The following is a 15950-nucleotide window of genomic DNA, read 5'->3' on the forward strand; positions in this document are numbered from 1 at the left end:
TGAGCGCTCATGAATCGACTGGTAAAGACAACATCGCGCCCACAACTGGCGTTGCAGTCGTATCTGGATAACTTGCTGCAAGACGCAACCGAGGAGATGGCCGAGGTTGTCGAAGCGCTGAGCGTCGTCGAAGAGCAAGGCGTGCTGGACGAGTTCCAGGCTGCCGTGCTCGAAGAACAGGCCCGGGATGCGCAGCAAGTCGCGCTGGCAGCCACTGCGGTGACTGCGCCTTTGGCCAGGACTTCCGTCGTCGTGATCGAAGCACCGGAGCCCGTTCTGGCACCGATATCGACCATTGCGCCGCTGTTGCAAACCCTGGTGGCGCCGATCGAAGAGGCCGAAGTGCTGGAGACTCCTGTTATCGAGGAGCCTCAGGTACTTGTGCCGCCCGTCGTCGAAGTGCATCGGCCACCGAGCAATACGCCGCCACCGGTGGACACCGAGGGTCGTCCGTCCTGGGCCGCCGAGCCTTTCGAATGCCTGTTGTTCGATGTCGCCGGCTTGACCCTGGCGGTGCCGCTGGTATGCCTGGGGTCGATCTACTCCCTGGCCGGTCACGAGCTGACGCCGTTGTTCGGCCAGCCGGAATGGTTCCTGGGCATCCTGCCGAGCCAGGCCGGCAACCTCAAGGTGCTCGATACCGCGCGTTGGGTCATGCCCGACCGTTACCGCGACGATTTCAAGCAGGGCCTGCAATACGTGATTTCGGTCCAGGGCTATGAATGGGGCCTGGCGGTGCATCAGGTCAGCCGCTCGTTGCGTCTGGATCCGAATGAAATCAAATGGAGAAGTCACCGGGGTCAGCGGCCATGGCTCGCCGGCACGGTGATTGAACACATGTGCGCCTTGCTCGACGTCGCCTCGTTGGCCGAGTTGATCGCCAGTGGCGGGGCAAAGCACATGTCCGGCAGCAAGCCGAACCACAAACCGACAAACATCAAATAAACAACAGGCGACGTCACTCGATGGCGTTGCACGGAACACACACCGCCAGGGCGGTTTCTTGAGGGGTCAGGGTATGAATGACAAGGCAACGGCGGCAAAAGGTTCCGAAGATCCGATCCTGCAATGGGTCACCTTCAAGCTGGACAACGAGACCTACGGCATCAACGTGATGCGCGTCCAGGAAGTCCTGCGCTACACCGAAATCGCCCCGGTCCCGGGTGCCCCGAGCTACGTGCTGGGCATCATCAACCTGCGCGGCAACGTCGTCACCGTGATCGACACCCGTCAGCGCTTCGGCCTGATGAATGCCGAGATCAGCGACAACACCCGTATCGTCATCATCGAAGCCGACAAGCAGGTTGTCGGGATCATGGTCGACAGCGTGGCCGAAGTGGTTTACCTGCGTCAGTCGGAAATCGAAACCGCGCCGAACGTGGGTAACGAAGAGTCCGCCAAGTTCATTCAAGGCGTGTGCAACAAGAACAACGAATTGCTCATCCTGGTCGAGCTGGACAAGATGATGAGCGAAGAAGAATGGTCGGAACTGGAGAGTATCTGATTGATTCTCGAGGTTGCGGTCATTGTCCTGTTCCTGTTCTGGGCAGGCACGCTGGCAATGTTCCTGGCCTACATTCGCGCCCAGAAGCAGATCGCCGCGCAACAGGCCCAGGGCGATGCGCTGCGCGACCAGCGCATCAAGGACCTGGGCAAACGCGTTGACAACTACCAGAACGGCAACGTGCGCATGGGCGAAGACCTGCATGAACTGCGGGCGATCGTTGCGCCGTTGCCGGACAAACTCGCTCAGCTGGAACAGCGTGACCCGACCAGCCTGTCGTTTGCCCAGGCAGCACGATTGGTCGGGATGGGCGCCAGCGTCGACGAACTCACCCAGTCCTGCGGCTTGACCCAGGCTGAGGCGGAGTTGATGAGCAAAGTGCACAAGAACTGATTCTTGCGATTGGCCTGAGATCCCCTTCGCGGGCAAGCCCGCTCCCACACTGGATCAATGTCGTACACAAAATTTGTGTTCACAGAAGACCGAATGTGGGAGCGGGCTTGCTCGCGAAGGCGTCCTCGAATGCGCAGCAATCTTCCCCGCGCTCCGACTCTCTATCCTCAGACAGGGATTACGCTGTCGTAGTCTCCTGCCTATAACATTCTCAGATCCCACCGTCTTGTGATCGCATCCAGCGATCAGTAGTTTGATCTGCTCAAACATACACACTGCCAGGAAGGCTTATGATCGACATTTTGCGTGGTACACCGCTGTGGGTTTATGCGGTGTTTTTTATTCTGAGTTACTACGGCGTCATCGCCTGTTTCAGGAGCCACGTATCGAAAAGGTCATTGCAGATATCACCCGTGATATTCGTGGCTTTGTCCCTCGCATCGCTCAATCCCTCCCAGGAAATTGCAATCCAGCTTTCAGTCTATGCATTGGGATTGCTTGCGGGGTGGTTGCTGGCACTGCGTTTTTTCTCGTACAACAATGTGCAGTGCGAGGGGCAACATCTGGTTCTACCCGGTACGATCAAGGTACTGATTGTGTATTGGGGCTTTTTTGCCTGGCGTTATTACGAAGGTTACCAGGCGGCCATGTACCCGGAACTGGCCAATGAAATGTCGGCGGTTGCAGGGGCGGCGCTGGGGGCAGGGTTCATCAATGGTTTGATTGTTGGTCGCAGTTTCAAGCTATTGCGTTTCGTAGGTGCCGGCTTGTCAGCGAAGGCGGCTAAATGATCGGTGCAATATTCAAGTTCGCATTCGCCGGCAAGCCGGCTCCATAACGGGTTCGTAAGCTCAATAATCATCCCCGCGTTCGGTGACGTCCTTCTCGACCATCAACGCATCCGGACCCATCCCCACCGGAAATTTCCCCTTCAAATTCCAAGCAAACGCAATAATCTCGGCAATCGTCAGATACAGCTCCTGCGGAATGCTGTCCCCCAGTTCCATGCGCGCCAGCAGCCTCACCAACTCGGCATTTTCGTAGATCGGCACTTCGCAGTCGCGGGCGATCCGCAGGATTTCTTCCGCCAGTTCTTCGTCGCCCTTGGCGGTTAGGGTGGGGGCGTGGGTGCCGTCGTACTTGAGGGCGATGGCCTGGCGTGGGGCGTTGGGGTTTTTCATGCGGTTTCGTCGACCCAGCGTTGTTCGAGGCGGGTTTGGGGGCCTTGGGGTGGTCTGCCGAGGTGGCAGTCCAGGTCGCCGACGTTCAGGCCGGCGGACACCAGGCGGTCACGCAGCCTGGCCAGATTGCTTTCGATCAGGCTGGCGGTGTACGGCCGTTCGGCCCAGAGCTGGCCGCAGAGGCTGCCCTTGATCAGTTGTGCCTGGATTTGCAGGGGCCCCAAAGGCTCCATGGCGAAGGCCAGTTCGACTCGCCACAGCTGTTGCTTGGGTTCGCGTTCTTCGCGACGCTCCTTTGGCTGTTCTTTCTCGGGGGCGTCCTCGCGCTGGAACTTGACCTGCAAAGGCACGATGTCCTGCAGGTTGCGCATCGGGATTTCCAGCTGCCAGGTGCTCATCAGCCGTCCGTCGGCGGTGACGCCGGTCTGTTCCAGGCTCGACAGTTGATGGCTTTGCAGGCGTGAAACCGCAGCGGCGGCCAGGCGTAGCAAGTGTTCGAGGTCGTCTTCACCCTCGGCGCTTTGCAGCAGGCGTTCGGGCAGCGGGAAACCGCTCGGCGACGGTTTGGCACTGACCTGACCGAGCATCCCCAGGGCATTGCGGACGAAATTCGGCATCGCCTGGGCCAGGGTATTGGCGGCGATGGTCGCGCCGAAGTTGGTGTGGGCGGGCAAGCCCTGGCTCAACTGCGCAACCAGTTTGAGCAGGTCGCCTTTCATGTCCGGCGCGAGTGTCGGGTTTTGCCCGTTCAGCAGTTTGCTTTCGAGGAACGCACCACTGCTGGCCAGCGCCAGGGCCAGGCCCTTGGGGGTGCTCAGTTGCTGGACATCCGGCAGGCCGGAGAGCAATCGGGCAGCGGCGCTGCGCAGTTCGGTGGAGGTCTGGTCCGAGGGTGGAAGGTTCTGCAGGAGTTTGAGCAAGCCATCCAGCGAGCCTTGGCGGCTTTGCTGGTCGACCAGTTGCCGGGTGACCGCCAGTTGTTCCTGGCGGCTGCTCAGTGGCACGAATTTCAATGTCTGGCTGTCTTGCACCTGCGCGCTCAACAAGGTGCCGATGCGCAAGGGCTGCGGACTGTCGATGCTCAGGGTGCTGCCGCTCAACGCGGTGTTGAGCAGGCTCACCATCGAGCGAAACACCATGGGCTGGCCGGGGACCTGCGGCAGCACTTGCGAGGTCAGCACCTTGCCCTGCAGCAGGGTGCCAACGGGCAGTTGCGCGGTGTCGAGGCGGGTGAGGGTGGCGACGCTGTAGGCGATGGCCTGTTGCACCGTCACGGCCAGGTTGCCGGCCGAGGGCTGGGTGACGAGCAACGTGGTGCCCTGGGCCAGCGGTTGATTGCCGGTGGTCTGGACCGTGGTCTGGCGGCCGCTGTCGAGGGTGACCTTGAGCAGCATCTGGAAAGTCTGGTCCGCCTGCTTGAGCGACAACACTTCGGCCTGGGCGGTTTGACCGACGCTGATCAGCCCCTCCACCGGCGTCAGCAACTTGAGCAACTCACCGCTGAGCACCTGCGGGCGTGAGGTCGCCGGGAGGGTCTGCGGTAGCGGGAGGATGTTCATTTCGCCTGTCATACGCGGTCACAACCTGAGGAAAATGCACTCTTTAGAGTAGGGCCTGGCATGTATAATGCCGCGCCGTTGTATCCAAAAATGGCGAAAACTTTGCAATTGTTTGACGCAGCTCTCTAGAACAAGACGTCATTGCATCTATGCTGCATCTCTTTAACGGCCGCGCCCGTGCCGACTTGAACCGTATAAGGCCCGTGAACCCTTGACCAGTCCTGTCCTGCAAACCGTTGCCCTTGCCTGTGAGCGAGACCTTCGGCTGCTCTTCGAAAATCTCGATTTGAGACTGGCCAGTGGCGAAATGATTCAAATCAGTGGCCCCAACGGCAGTGGCAAGACCAGCCTGTTGCGCCTGCTCTCGGGGCTGATGCAGCCGACCGCCGGTCAAGTGCTGCTCAACGGCCAGCCGCTGAGCGAGCAACGGGGCGAACTGGCGCGCAACCTGCTGTGGATCGGCCACGCGGCCGGGATCAAGGATTTGCTGACACCGGAAGAGAATCTGAGCTGGCTGTGTGCCTTGCATCAGCCGGCGACCCATGAGGCGATCTGGCAGGCGTTGGCCGCGGTCGGGCTGCGCGGATTCGAGGATGTGCCTTGTCACACCCTGTCTGCCGGTCAACAGCGCCGCGTTGCGCTGGCGCGTCTGTATCTGGATAGCCCGCCGCTGTGGATCCTTGATGAACCCTTTACCGCCCTCGACAAACAGGGCGTGGCGCAACTCGAAGAGCACCTGGCCGGCCACTGCGAACGCGGCGGCATGGTGGTGTTGACCACTCATCACACGCTGAGCCGGATGCCGGCCGGTTATCGCGACATCGATCTGGGGAGATGGGCCGTATGAGTGTTTTCGGCCTGTTGGTCGCCCGCGAGGCGCGTCTGCTGTTCCGCCGCCCGGCGGAGCTGGCCAATCCGCTGGTGTTCTTTGCGATCGTCGTTTCGCTGTTCCCTCTGGCGGTCGGACCCGAGTCTCAATTGTTGCAAACCTTGTCTCCGGGGCTGGTCTGGGTGGCGGCACTTTTATCGGTTCTGCTCTCGCTGGACGGGCTTTTCCGTAGTGATTTCGAAGATGGATCGCTTGAGCAGTGGGTCCTTTCGCCGCACCCCCTGGCTCTTCTGGTTTTGGCCAAAGTACTGGCACACTGGGCTTTTTCCGGCTTGGCACTGGTTTTGCTGGCACCCTTGCTGGCGCTGATGCTCGGTTTGCCTGCCGCCTGTCTGCCGGTGTTGCTGCTTTCGTTGCTGCTCGGTACACCGGTACTAAGCCTGCTCGGTGCAGTAGGCGCGGCGCTGACGGTCGGTTTGAAGCGCGGTGGCCTGTTGCTGGCCCTGCTGATTCTGCCGTTGTACATCCCGGTGTTGATCCTTGGCAGTGGCGCCTTGCAGGCAGCCTTGCAAGGGATGCCGGCGACCGGTTATCTCCTGTGGCTTGGCAGCCTGACCGCCCTGGCGATAACCCTGACACCTTTTGCAATAGCCGCTGGCCTGAAGATCAGCGTCGGCGAATAATGAGGTCTGGTTAAAAAACAACCAGTAAAGACCCTCGCTCTTCACAGTAAAGAGCAACCGTGATGGAAACAGTATGAACTGGACGTGGTTTCACAAGCTCGGCTCGCCCAAATGGTTTTACGGCATCAGCGGCAAAATGTTGCCCTGGCTGAGCGTCGCGGCGTTGCTGCTGATCAGCGTTGGCGTGGTCTGGGGCCTGGCCTTCGCGCCGCCGGACTATCAGCAGGGCAACAGCTTCCGCATCATCTATATCCACGTTCCGGCCGCCATGCTGGCGCAGTCCATCTACGTGATGCTGGCGGTGTGCGGCATCGTTGGCCTCGTGTGGAAGATGAAACTGGCCGACGTCGCCCTGCAATGCGCGGCGCCCATCGGCGCCTGGATGACGGCGGTTGCGCTGGTCACCGGGGCGATCTGGGGCAAACCGACCTGGGGCTCGTGGTGGGTCTGGGATGCGCGCCTGACGTCCATGCTTATCCTGCTGTTCCTGTACTTCGGTCTCATTGCGCTGGGCAACGCGATCAGCAATCGTGACAGCGCGGCCAAGGCCTGTGCGGTGCTGGCGATTGTCGGCGTGATCAACATCCCGATCATCAAGTACTCGGTGGAGTGGTGGAACACCCTGCATCAGGGCGCGACCTTCACCCTCACCGAAAAACCGGCAATGCCAGCCGAAATGTGGCTGCCATTGCTGCTGACGGCGTTGGGTTTCTACTGTTTCTTCGGCGCGGTCCTGCTGCTGCGCATGCGCCTTGAAGTGCTCAAGCGTGAAGCCCGGGCCAGTTGGGTCAAGGCCGAAGTGGAAAGCAGCCTGGAGGTCGCTCGATGAGTTTTGCTTCATTCGGCGACTTCATCGCCATGGGTCATCATGGCCTTTATGTCTGGTCAGCCTATGGCATCTGCCTGGCGGTGTTGGCCCTCAACGTGGCGGCGCCGATCCTGGCCCGCAAGCGGTATCTGCAACAAGAGGCGCGTCGTCTGCGCCGGGAGAACGGCAAGTGAATCCGCTGCGCAAAAAGCGTCTTATCATCATTCTCGCGATCCTGGTCGGGGTCGGCGCTGCCGTCGGCCTGGCCTTGAGCGCCCTGCAGCAGAACATCAACCTGTTTTACACACCGACCCAGATCGCCAACGGCGAAGCCCCGCATGACACGCGCATCCGCGCCGGTGGCATGGTCGAGAAGGGCTCGCTGGAGCGTTCCAGCGATTCCCTGGATGTGAAATTCGTCGTCACCGACTTTAATAAATCCGTGACCATCACCTATCGCGGCATCCTTCCGGACTTGTTCCGCGAAGGGCAGGGCATCGTCGCCCTGGGCAAGCTCAATGCCGATGGCGTGGTGGTGGCCGATGAAGTGCTGGCCAAGCACGACGAGAAGTACATGCCGCCGGAAGTGACCAAGGCGTTGAAAGACAGCGGTCAATCGGCTCCAACGCCCGTGAAGGAGGGTTGATCCATGACATCCGGCATCTTTATTCCCGAGCTGGGCCATCTGGCGATGATCCTGGCCCTGTGCTTCGCCCTGGCCCAGGCCGTGGTCCCGCTGCTCGGTGCCTGGCGCGGTGACCGGCTGTGGATGAGCCTGGCCCAGCCGGCCGCCTGGGGGCAGTTCAGCTTTCTGCTGTTTGCCTTCGGTTGCCTGACCTACGCCTTCATGGTCGATGACTTCTCCGTGGCCTATGTGGCCAACAACTCCAACAGCGCCTTGCCCTGGTACTACAAGTTCAGCGCCGTGTGGGGCGCCCACGAGGGTTCCCTGCTGTTGTGGGCCTTGATTCTCGGTGGCTGGACCTTCGCGGTGTCGGTGTTCTCCCGGCAGTTGCCACAGGTCATGCTGGCCCGCGTGCTGGCGGTGATGGGCATGATCAGCACCGGTTTCCTGCTGTTCCTGATCATGACCTCCAACCCGTTCAAGCGCATCCTGCCGCAAATGCCCAGCGACGGTGCCGACCTCAACCCGCTGCTGCAAGACATCGGCCTGATCGTGCACCCGCCGATGCTGTACATGGGCTACGTCGGTTTCTCGGTGGCCTTCGCCTTCGCCATCGCCGCGCTGATGGGCGGTCGCCTGGATGCCGCGTGGGCGCGCTGGTCGCGTCCGTGGACCATCGTGGCCTGGGCGTTCCTCGGCATCGGCATCACCCTCGGTTCGTGGTGGGCGTACTACGAACTCGGCTGGGGTGGCTGGTGGTTCTGGGACCCGGTGGAAAACGCCTCGTTCATGCCATGGCTGGTGGGTACCGCGCTGATTCACTCGCTGGCGGTCACGGAAAAACGTGGCGTGTTCAAGAGCTGGACCGTATTGCTGGCCATCGCTGCGTTCTCGTTGAGCCTGCTGGGCACCTTCCTCGTGCGCTCCGGGGTGTTGACCTCGGTGCACGCCTTTGCCTCCGATCCGGAGCGCGGCGTGTTCATCCTGATTTTCCTGCTGTTCGTGGTCGGCGGTTCATTGACGCTGTTCGCCCTGCGCGCGCCGGTGGTCAAGAGCCAGGTTGGCTTCAACCTGTGGTCCCGGGAAACCCTGTTGCTGGGCAACAACCTGGTGCTGGTGGTGGCCGCCTCGATGATTCTGCTGGGCACCTTGTACCCACTGATTCTCGATGCCATGACCGGCGCCAAGCTGTCGGTCGGCCCGCCGTACTTCAACGCGCTGTTCATTCCGTTGATGGCGTTGTTGATGGTGGTGATGGCGGTCGGCGTGATCGTGCGCTGGAAAGACACCCCGGTGAAATGGCTGCTGAGCATGCTGACGCCGGTATTGCTCGGCAGTGCGGCCATGGCCGTGGTGGCTGGCGTAGCCTACGGCGACTTCAACTGGGCAGTGCTCGCGACCTTCATGCTCGCCGCCTGGGTGCTGTTGGCCGGTGCGCGTGACATTGTCGACAAGACCCGCCACAAAGGCCTGATCAAAGGCCTGCCAACCCTGACCCGCAGCTACTGGGGCATGCAGATCGCTCACCTCGGTATTGCCGTGTGTGCGCTGGGTGTCGTGCTGTCGAGCCAGAACAGTGCCGAGCGTGACCTGCGCCTGGCGCCGGGCGAGTCCATGGACCTGGCCGGTTATCACTTCATCTTCGAAGGCGCCAAGCACTTCGAAGGCCCGAACTTCACGTCCGACAAGGGCACCGTCCGGGTGATCCGCAACGGCAAGGAAGTCAGCGTGCTGCACCCGGAAAAACGCCTGTACACCGTGCAGAACTCGGTGATGACCGAAGCGGGCATCGACGCCGGATTCACCCGCGACCTCTATGTCGCCCTCGGTGAACCGCTGGGTAACGGCGCCTGGGCTGTGCGCGTACACGTCAAACCGTTCGTGCGCTGGATCTGGTTCGGTGGTTTGCTGACAGGCGCAGGTGGTTTGCTGGCGGCGCTGGATCGGCGTTATCGGGTCAAGGTAAAAAGCCGCGTGCGCGAAGCACTGGGCCTGTCGGGAGCCACTGCATGAAGCGTTGGTTGATGTTGTTGCCACTGGCGATTTTTCTGGTGGTTGCCGTGTTTCTCTACCGTGGGTTGTATCTGGATCCGGCCGAGTTGCCTTCGGCCATGATCGGCAAGCCGTTCCCGGAGTTTTCCCTGCCGGCGGTGCAGGGCGACAAGACCCTCACCCGCGCCGACATTCTGGGCAAGCCGGCACTGGTCAACGTCTGGGGCACCTGGTGCATTTCCTGCCGGGTCGAGCACCCGGTGCTGAACAAACTGGCCCAGCAGGGCGTGGTGATCTATGGCATCAACTACAAGGACGTCAACGCCGATGCCTTGAAGTGGCTGACAGACTTCCACAACCCGTATGTACTGGACATCCGTGACGACCAAGGCTCGCTGGGCCTGAATCTCGGTGTGTACGGAGCGCCGGAGACCTTCTTCATCGACGCCAGGGGCATTATCCGTGACAAGTTCGTCGGCGTGATCGACGAGCAGGTCTGGCGCGAAAAACTGGCGGGCAAGTACCAGGCGCTGGTCGACGAGGCCAAGCCATGAAGCGCTGGATTGCTGCCGCTGTCCTCGGCTTGAGCATGGCCGGTGTGGCCCACGCGGCCATCGACACCTATGAGTTTGCCAAGGAAGGTGACCGCGAGCGTTTTCGTGAACTGACCAAGGAGCTGCGTTGCCCCAAGTGCCAGAACCAGGACATTGCCGATTCCAACGCACCGATTGCCGCCGACCTGCGCAAAGAGATTTTCCGCATGCTCGGCGAGGGCAAAGACAACCAGCAGATCATCGACTTCATGGTCGACCGCTACGGTGACTTCGTCCGCTACAAACCTGCGTTGAACGCCAAGACTGCCTTGCTCTGGTTCGGCCCCGCCGGCCTGCTGCTGGGGGGTGTCGTGATCATCGCGGTGATCGTCCGCCGTCGTCGCGTGCAACGCGCCGGCACCCCGGGCTCGCTGTCTGCCGAGGAGCGCTCGCGCCTCGACCACCTGTTGGATAAAACCAAGAATGATTGATTTCTGGCTCGCTGCAGGTCTGCTGCTTCTGGTTGCCCTGAGTTTTCTGTTGATCCCGGTTTTGCGCAGCCGTCGTGCCCAGCGTGAAGAGGATCGTACCGCCTTGAACGTCGCGCTTTATCAGGAGCGCGTGGCTGAGTTGCAGACTCAGCAGGAAGAGGGCGTGCTCGATGCGGCGCAAATGGACGCCGGTCGCGCCGAAGCCGCCCGTGAGTTGCTGGCGGACACCGAAGGTGTCGACGCGCCGCGGGTGTCGCGACTGGGCAAACCCCTGCCGTTGCTGGCCGCCGTTCTGGTGCCGGTGCTGGGCCTGGGGCTGTACATGCATTACGGCGCCAGCGACAAGGTCGAACTGACCCGCGAATTCTCCCAGGCACCCAAGTCGATGGAAGAAATGACCCAGCGTCTGGAGCGTGTGGTCGCCGCTCAACCGGACTCCGCCGAAGGCATGTACTTCCTCGGCCGAACCTACATGGCTCAGGATCGCCCGGCGGACGCGGCGAAGATGTTCGAGCGCACGGTGAACCTGGCCGGTCGTCAGCCCGAATTGCTCGGTCAATGGGCCCAGGCCCAGTACTTCGCCGATGGCAAGAAGTGGTCGGACAAGGTCCAGGCCCTGACCGACGAAGCGCTCAAGGCCGATCCGAAAGAAGTCACCAGCCTCGGCCTGCTCGGCATTGCCGCGTTTGAAGGCGAACGTTATCAGGACGCCATCGATTACTGGAATCGCCTGTTGGCGCAGTTACCGCCGGACGACCCGTCCCGGGAGGCGCTGCAAGGCGGGATCACCCGGGCCACGGAGAAACTGGTGGCCAGTGGTGGCAAGGTTGCGCAAGCACCGGCGGCCAAGAGCGCGGCGTTGCTCAAGGTCAGCGTCGATCTGGCGGCGGAGCTCAAAACCAAGGTCCAGCCGGGCGACAGCGTGTTCATCTTCGCCCGTGCGGTCTCCGGTCCGCCGGCCCCGCTGGCGGTCAAGCGCATGACCGTGGCCGACCTGCCGGTGACCGTCGAGCTGAGCGATGCCGACGCGATGATGCCGCAATTGAAACTGTCGAACTTCCCTGAAGTCCAACTTGTTGCGCGCATTTCCCGTGCCGGCAAACCGACCGCCGGCGAGTGGATCGGTCGCAGCCAGCCTTTGGCCAGCAGCACCACCGCGCCGCAAACACTGACCATCGACAGCCCGGACAAATAACAGGAAAACGCTACCATGACCGCCATCGCTCGTATTGCCCTGCTCAGCGTCGTTTTGGGGTTAAGCGCTTGTGCGGTCCAGCGACCACCGGAGCAAACGGCTCCACCGCCGATTCCGCGGTCGCAGCCCAGCCCCACGCCATCGACGTCGCCGGTACCGAGCAAGCCGTCTGTTCCGGTAAAACCCTCCAAGCCGCTGCCACGCACGTCCGCCAGCTTTGCGCCACCACCGGGGGGCAATAGCCATTGGGATCCGAAGCTTGGGGTTTATGTGCTTGATGATCAGCCCAATACCTTTTATCGCCAGCGTACCTATTACCGTTGGGATAACGGCTGGAGCCGGTCGATCAGTCCGAAAGGGCCGTGGGAGGAGACTGATATTCACGGTGTACCGGGTGGGCTGGGACGGCAATTCGGGCAGTAACGCACTAAGGCGACCTTCGGGTCGCTTTTTTGTGCCTGCCGAATGTGATTGCCGGGCTGATGCTGAACCCCTGTGGGAGCGGGCTTGCTCGCGAAGGCGGCCTGATAGCCGACCTGTCTTTTGTTGACTGTGTACATATCCGTTTTTTGGGTAACGGCGGCTTATGGTTTCGCCCTTACGGCGAGTCCCTTTGGCAAACGCCGGAGTGCCGGCCCAGCCCAAAGGAACCAAAGGTCTCGCCCCTTACGTACGGCCCCTCGCTTAGGCTCGGGGTTCCCTCGCTCCGGTATTCATCCGGGGGCATTGCCCTCCGGTCGGCTTCGCTTCGACCTACATGCAATGAGTTCGACTGCGTCGAACGGCGCTGCGCGCCCATCCCCGGATGAACACCTCCGCTCAGCCTGCCGAGGGGGCGGGTGGATCAAGATCAAGAGCGGCAGGCGAGCTAACGCTCGGCCTGTAGGAGCTGCCGAAGGCTGCGATCTTTTGATCTTGATCTTCCGCCCCTTCGACATGGTCAAAAATCAAAATCAAAAGATCGCAGGATATGACTCACCCACATAGGTAACAGTTTTTAACCGGCACTGGTCGAACACCCTGAGCCTACACCGTGATCGGGTGGAAAACCTGCTGGTGCAACGGATGCAGGTGATGGATCATTCGCCGGGCCAGCGGGCTGATCGGGTGCAAGCGCAGTCAGGATGGTTTGCCGGTGCTCCAGCAAGTGTGGCGATAAATGAAGAGGGTGTTTTGATGGCGGGCAGGTTGATCTATCTCATCGGGTCTTCAGGTTCGGGCAAGGACAGCCTGCTGGATGCCGCACGAACGCGGTTGGCCGAACGCGGCTGCCGTATCGTGCGCCGGGTCATTACCCGCTCGGCCGAAGCCGTGGGCGAGGCGGCGCTGGGTGTCAGCGCGCAGCAATTCGCCGATATGGAAGCCCAGGGCGCGTTTGCCCTGAGCTGGCACGCCAATGGGTTGTCCTATGGCATCCCGCGGGAAATCGACGATTGGCTGGCCGCCGGGCAGGACGTGCTGGTCAATGGCTCGCGGGGGCATTTGCAGAACACACGCCAGCGCTATCCAGACGTATTGGTGCTCTTGTTGACTGTGGATCAAGCGGTACTGCGCCATCGCTTGCTGGAGCGCGGGCGAGAATCGTTGATCGAGATCGATCAGCGCCTGGCGCGCAATGCCCGCTTCAGCGAGCAACTTCTGGCGGACGACCAGACCGTACACATGCTCGACAACTCCGGGCCAATTGAGCAAACGGTCGAGCGTTTGCTGGTCTGCATTGACGAGTGACACCGATTTACCTGACATTGCCGGGAACGGACGACGAGCAATTACCTTCGTATGCGGCCAATGCAGGCAATGGCGCAGCCTGTGATCTTTTGATCTTGATTGAGCTGCCTGTCAGGCTTTCGTGCCCAACAACCCGTGCACATACTCCACAAACGCCCGAGCCTTGGCGCTGGGCATCCTGCCTGTAGGGAACACCGCCCACAGGTCCTGGTTCGGCAATACCCAGTCCTTCATCACTTCCCGGACCGAACCGTCGGCCAGTTCTGGCGCAAACATCCATTGCGAGGCCATGGTCAGTCCTTGATGGGCCAGCACGGCTTCACGCAGGCCTTCGGCGGCGTTGACACGGATCCGGCCGCTGGCGATCACCGATTGCTTCTCACCGGCCTTGTTGAATTGCCAATTGGCGCCGTCACCGAGGGTGTAGACGATTGCCTGATGCTTGCCCAGGTCGGCGGGGCAGGTGGGGTCGCCGTGTTTTTCGAAGTACGCCGGTGTACCCAGTACCATGCGCCGGCATTCGGCGACCCTGCGCGCGGTCAGGCCCGAGTCGCTCAACGCGCCCATGCGCAGGGCGATATCGATGCCTTCTTCCACCAGATTGACATTGCGATCGTCGAGCATCAGGTCGATGTTCAGCTCCGGGTGTTGCTCCAGGAAGGGGCCCAGGCGCGGAACGATGTGCAGCCGGCCGAAGGTGACCGCCGCGCAGATACGCAGGTTGCCACTCAGCCCGCTGGCGCAACCCCGTGCGGCGTTGTCGGCCTCGTCAGCTTCTTCGATGGCACGCTTGGCCCGTTCGAAAAAGGCCAGCCCGGCCTCGGTAGGCGTCAGGCCGCGGGTAGAGCGCAGCAACAACCGCACTGCCAACCGCGCCTCGAGTTGCGCGATGGTTTTCGACACGGCCGGCTGGCCGATGCTCAGGCGTCGTGCCGCGGCGGAAAACGAGCCGGTTTCCACCACGTAGACGAAGGTTTCCATTGCGCCGAGGCGGTCCATTGAGGGTCCTTGTGCAAAATCTTGAGGATGTCGCAAGTCAACGCTGTTAAGCCGTAGCCAACGATGCCTTCGGCGAAACACTCAGGAACCGCAACAACGCCAGCAGTGGAAACGCGCTGCCGACGATCACGATCCACAACCAGCCGCCCTGTTCGTACACTGCGCTGGCCACCGAAGAGCCGAAGGCGCCGCCGATGAATATGCTGGTCATGTACAGCGCATTCAGGCGGCTCCGGCTTTTGCCGTCGAGCGCGTAGACCGCACGCTGGCCGAGGACCATGTTCATCTGTACGCAGAAGTCCAGCACCACGCCGGTCACGGCCAGGCCGATGACGCTGTAGGCCGGATGGATGAACGCCGGCAGAAAACTCAGGCTGGCGAACAGCAGGGCCAGCAACGATGCGATGCGGGTGTGGCCGGCATCGGCCAGGCGTCCGGCGATCGGGGCGGCGATGGCGCCGATGGCCCCGACCAGGGCGAAAATCGCGATCTCGCTTTGCGACAAGCCGTGATTGCGCGCCAACTCCAGTGGCACGGCGGTCCAGAACAGGCTGAAAGTGGCAAACATGCAGCCCTGGTAAAACGCCCGCTGACGCAGCACCGGTTGCTTGCGCAGCAGCGTCCACAGCGAGCCCAGCAACTGGCCATAGGAGGCGCTGTGATCAGGTTCACGCTTGGGAATGGTGACGGCCAGCACGATGCTGATGGCCGCCATCAACACCGCGGCAATCACAAACATCGCGCGCCAGCCGAAGTGGTCGGCCACCACGCTGGACACCGGCCGGGCCAGCAGAATGCCGAGCAGCAAACCGCCCATGATCCCGCCCACTACACGGCCACGGGTTTCTTCCGGCGCCAGGTGTGCGGCCAGTGGAATCAGAATCTGCACCGATACCGAGCTGAACCCCACCAACAGCGAAATCAGCAGGAACACGTTCGGCTGATCGGTGAACGCCGCACCCAGCAGGCTGGCAATCGCCACCAGGGTGGTGATGATCATCAACCGGCGGTTCTCCAGCAGATCCCCCAGCGGCACCAGGAAAAACAGCCCCAGCGCATAGCCGATCTGGGTCAGGGAAACGATCAGGCTGGCCATGGCGTTGGTCAGGCCGATGTCCGGGGCGATCAGGCCGATGATCGGCTGGGCGTAGTAGATGTTGGCGACAATGGCGCCGCAGCAGAAGGCGAACAGCAGCACCATGCCTCGGGTCATTGTCGCGGTGCCGTGGGACACCTGGGTCGCTGGGTTCATAACGGGTCTCGCTGTACGGAAAGGAATGCGCGCAGGCTAACGGGCTGACAGAGACGGCGGAAGCGGGATTGGAGTGATAGCTATCATTCCATTGCGGAATGACTGACGGACGCGTGTGTCGTCCGCCTGATGGCCTTGCGTCAGAAGATCGAAGGTCAATGATACATTCACTTACATC

General features: G+C 61.5%; 19 protein-coding genes. 15 read left to right on the forward strand and 4 right to left on the reverse strand.

Annotation, left to right across the window (positions count from 1 at the left end; genetic code table 11):
• The first annotated feature begins 9 nt into the window (after window positions 1-9).
• The 4 genes from ACEN83_RS07385 to ACEN83_RS07400 all read left to right on the forward strand — a co-directional run bounded on the left by ACEN83_RS07385 (window position 10) and on the right by ACEN83_RS07400 (window position 2688).
• The gene (locus tag ACEN83_RS07385) at window positions 10-945 is read left to right on the forward strand and encodes a CheW domain-containing protein (RefSeq protein ID WP_495579890.1); all 936 of its coding nucleotides are present in this window, start codon (window positions 10-12) and stop codon (window positions 943-945) included.
• Between the two features lie 73 nt (window positions 946-1018).
• The gene (locus tag ACEN83_RS07390; RefSeq protein ID WP_007980742.1) at window positions 1019-1504 is read left to right on the forward strand and encodes a chemotaxis protein CheW; all 486 of its coding nucleotides are present in this window, start codon (window positions 1019-1021) and stop codon (window positions 1502-1504) included.
• On the forward strand, window positions 1505-1897 hold the full coding sequence (locus ACEN83_RS07395; RefSeq protein ID WP_116580361.1) for a DUF2802 domain-containing protein: 393 nt from the start codon (window positions 1505-1507) through the stop codon (window positions 1895-1897).
• A 290-nt stretch (window positions 1898-2187) separates the two neighbouring features.
• A complete protein-coding gene (locus ACEN83_RS07400; RefSeq protein WP_495579891.1) occupies window positions 2188-2688 on the forward strand; it encodes a hypothetical protein in 501 nt (166 codons plus the stop codon).
• A gap of 60 nt (window positions 2689-2748) precedes the next feature.
• On the opposite strand, the gene ACEN83_RS07405 is transcribed toward ACEN83_RS07400, so the two are convergent.
• Both ACEN83_RS07405 and fliK read right to left on the reverse strand, forming a co-directional pair.
• Window positions 2749-3078, reverse strand: coding sequence for an EscU/YscU/HrcU family type III secretion system export apparatus switch protein (locus tag ACEN83_RS07405; protein WP_495579892.1), 330 nt, complete (start codon window positions 3076-3078; stop codon window positions 2749-2751).
• Complete coding sequence (fliK, locus tag ACEN83_RS07410; protein WP_495579893.1) at window positions 3075-4649, reverse strand: flagellar hook-length control protein FliK; 1575 nt, start codon at window positions 4647-4649, stop codon at window positions 3075-3077. Before fliK ends, ACEN83_RS07405 begins: the two co-directional genes overlap by 4 nt.
• Before the next feature lie 199 nt (window positions 4650-4848).
• Here fliK and ccmA point away from each other — a divergent pair, with 199 nt between their 5' ends.
• From ccmA to phnN, 11 genes are all read left to right on the forward strand, one after another.
• The gene (gene ccmA / locus ACEN83_RS07415) at window positions 4849-5484 is read left to right on the forward strand and encodes a cytochrome c biogenesis heme-transporting ATPase CcmA (protein ID WP_495579894.1); all 636 of its coding nucleotides are present in this window, start codon (window positions 4849-4851) and stop codon (window positions 5482-5484) included.
• On the forward strand, window positions 5481-6149 hold the full coding sequence (ccmB, locus tag ACEN83_RS07420; protein ID WP_007980754.1) for a heme exporter protein CcmB: 669 nt from the start codon (window positions 5481-5483) through the stop codon (window positions 6147-6149). Before ccmA ends, ccmB begins: the two co-directional genes overlap by 4 nt.
• Window positions 6150-6222: 73 nt before the next feature.
• Window positions 6223-6978, forward strand: a complete 756-nt coding sequence (locus ACEN83_RS07425; protein ID WP_495579895.1) for a heme ABC transporter permease — start codon at window positions 6223-6225, stop codon at window positions 6976-6978.
• Window positions 6975-7151 (forward strand): heme exporter protein CcmD, encoded by a 177-nt coding sequence (ccmD, locus tag ACEN83_RS07430; RefSeq protein WP_007980758.1) that lies wholly within the window; start codon window positions 6975-6977, stop codon window positions 7149-7151. The genes ACEN83_RS07425 and ccmD overlap by 4 nt, the downstream gene beginning before the upstream one ends.
• Window positions 7148-7603 carry a cytochrome c maturation protein CcmE gene (gene ccmE / locus ACEN83_RS07435; protein ID WP_495579896.1) on the forward strand — a complete coding sequence of 152 codons (456 nt, stop codon included), beginning with the start codon at window positions 7148-7150 and terminating at the stop codon, window positions 7601-7603. Before ccmD ends, ccmE begins: the two co-directional genes overlap by 4 nt.
• A gap of 3 nt (window positions 7604-7606) precedes the next feature.
• Window positions 7607-9595, forward strand: a complete 1989-nt coding sequence (locus tag ACEN83_RS07440) for a heme lyase CcmF/NrfE family subunit (RefSeq protein ID WP_495579897.1) — start codon at window positions 7607-7609, stop codon at window positions 9593-9595.
• Window positions 9592-10128, forward strand: a complete 537-nt coding sequence (locus ACEN83_RS07445; protein ID WP_116580368.1) for a DsbE family thiol:disulfide interchange protein — start codon at window positions 9592-9594, stop codon at window positions 10126-10128. Before ACEN83_RS07440 ends, ACEN83_RS07445 begins: the two co-directional genes overlap by 4 nt.
• Window positions 10125-10598, forward strand: a complete 474-nt coding sequence (locus tag ACEN83_RS07450) for a cytochrome c-type biogenesis protein (protein ID WP_102702641.1) — start codon at window positions 10125-10127, stop codon at window positions 10596-10598. The genes ACEN83_RS07445 and ACEN83_RS07450 overlap by 4 nt, the downstream gene beginning before the upstream one ends.
• Window positions 10591-11793 (forward strand): c-type cytochrome biogenesis protein CcmI, encoded by a 1203-nt coding sequence (gene ccmI / locus ACEN83_RS07455; RefSeq protein WP_116580370.1) that lies wholly within the window; start codon window positions 10591-10593, stop codon window positions 11791-11793. The genes ACEN83_RS07450 and ccmI overlap by 8 nt, the downstream gene beginning before the upstream one ends.
• A gap of 15 nt (window positions 11794-11808) precedes the next feature.
• Complete coding sequence (locus ACEN83_RS07460; protein ID WP_007980770.1) at window positions 11809-12216, forward strand: hypothetical protein; 408 nt, start codon at window positions 11809-11811, stop codon at window positions 12214-12216.
• Between the two features lie 753 nt (window positions 12217-12969).
• Window positions 12970-13521, forward strand: coding sequence for a phosphonate metabolism protein/1,5-bisphosphokinase (PRPP-forming) PhnN (gene phnN / locus ACEN83_RS07465; protein WP_495579898.1), 552 nt, complete (start codon window positions 12970-12972; stop codon window positions 13519-13521).
• Window positions 13522-13632: 111 nt separating this feature from the next.
• On the opposite strand, the gene ACEN83_RS07470 is transcribed toward phnN, so the two are convergent.
• On the reverse strand, window positions 13633-14520 hold the full coding sequence (locus tag ACEN83_RS07470; protein ID WP_495579899.1) for a LysR family transcriptional regulator: 888 nt from the start codon (window positions 14518-14520) through the stop codon (window positions 13633-13635).
• Window positions 14521-14566: 46 nt separating this feature from the next.
• The gene (locus tag ACEN83_RS07475) at window positions 14567-15772 is read right to left on the reverse strand and encodes an MFS transporter (RefSeq protein WP_495579900.1); all 1206 of its coding nucleotides are present in this window, start codon (window positions 15770-15772) and stop codon (window positions 14567-14569) included.
• Window positions 15773-15950: the final 178 nt, after the last annotated feature.

The organism is Pseudomonas sp. Pseusp49 (assembly GCF_059491875.1).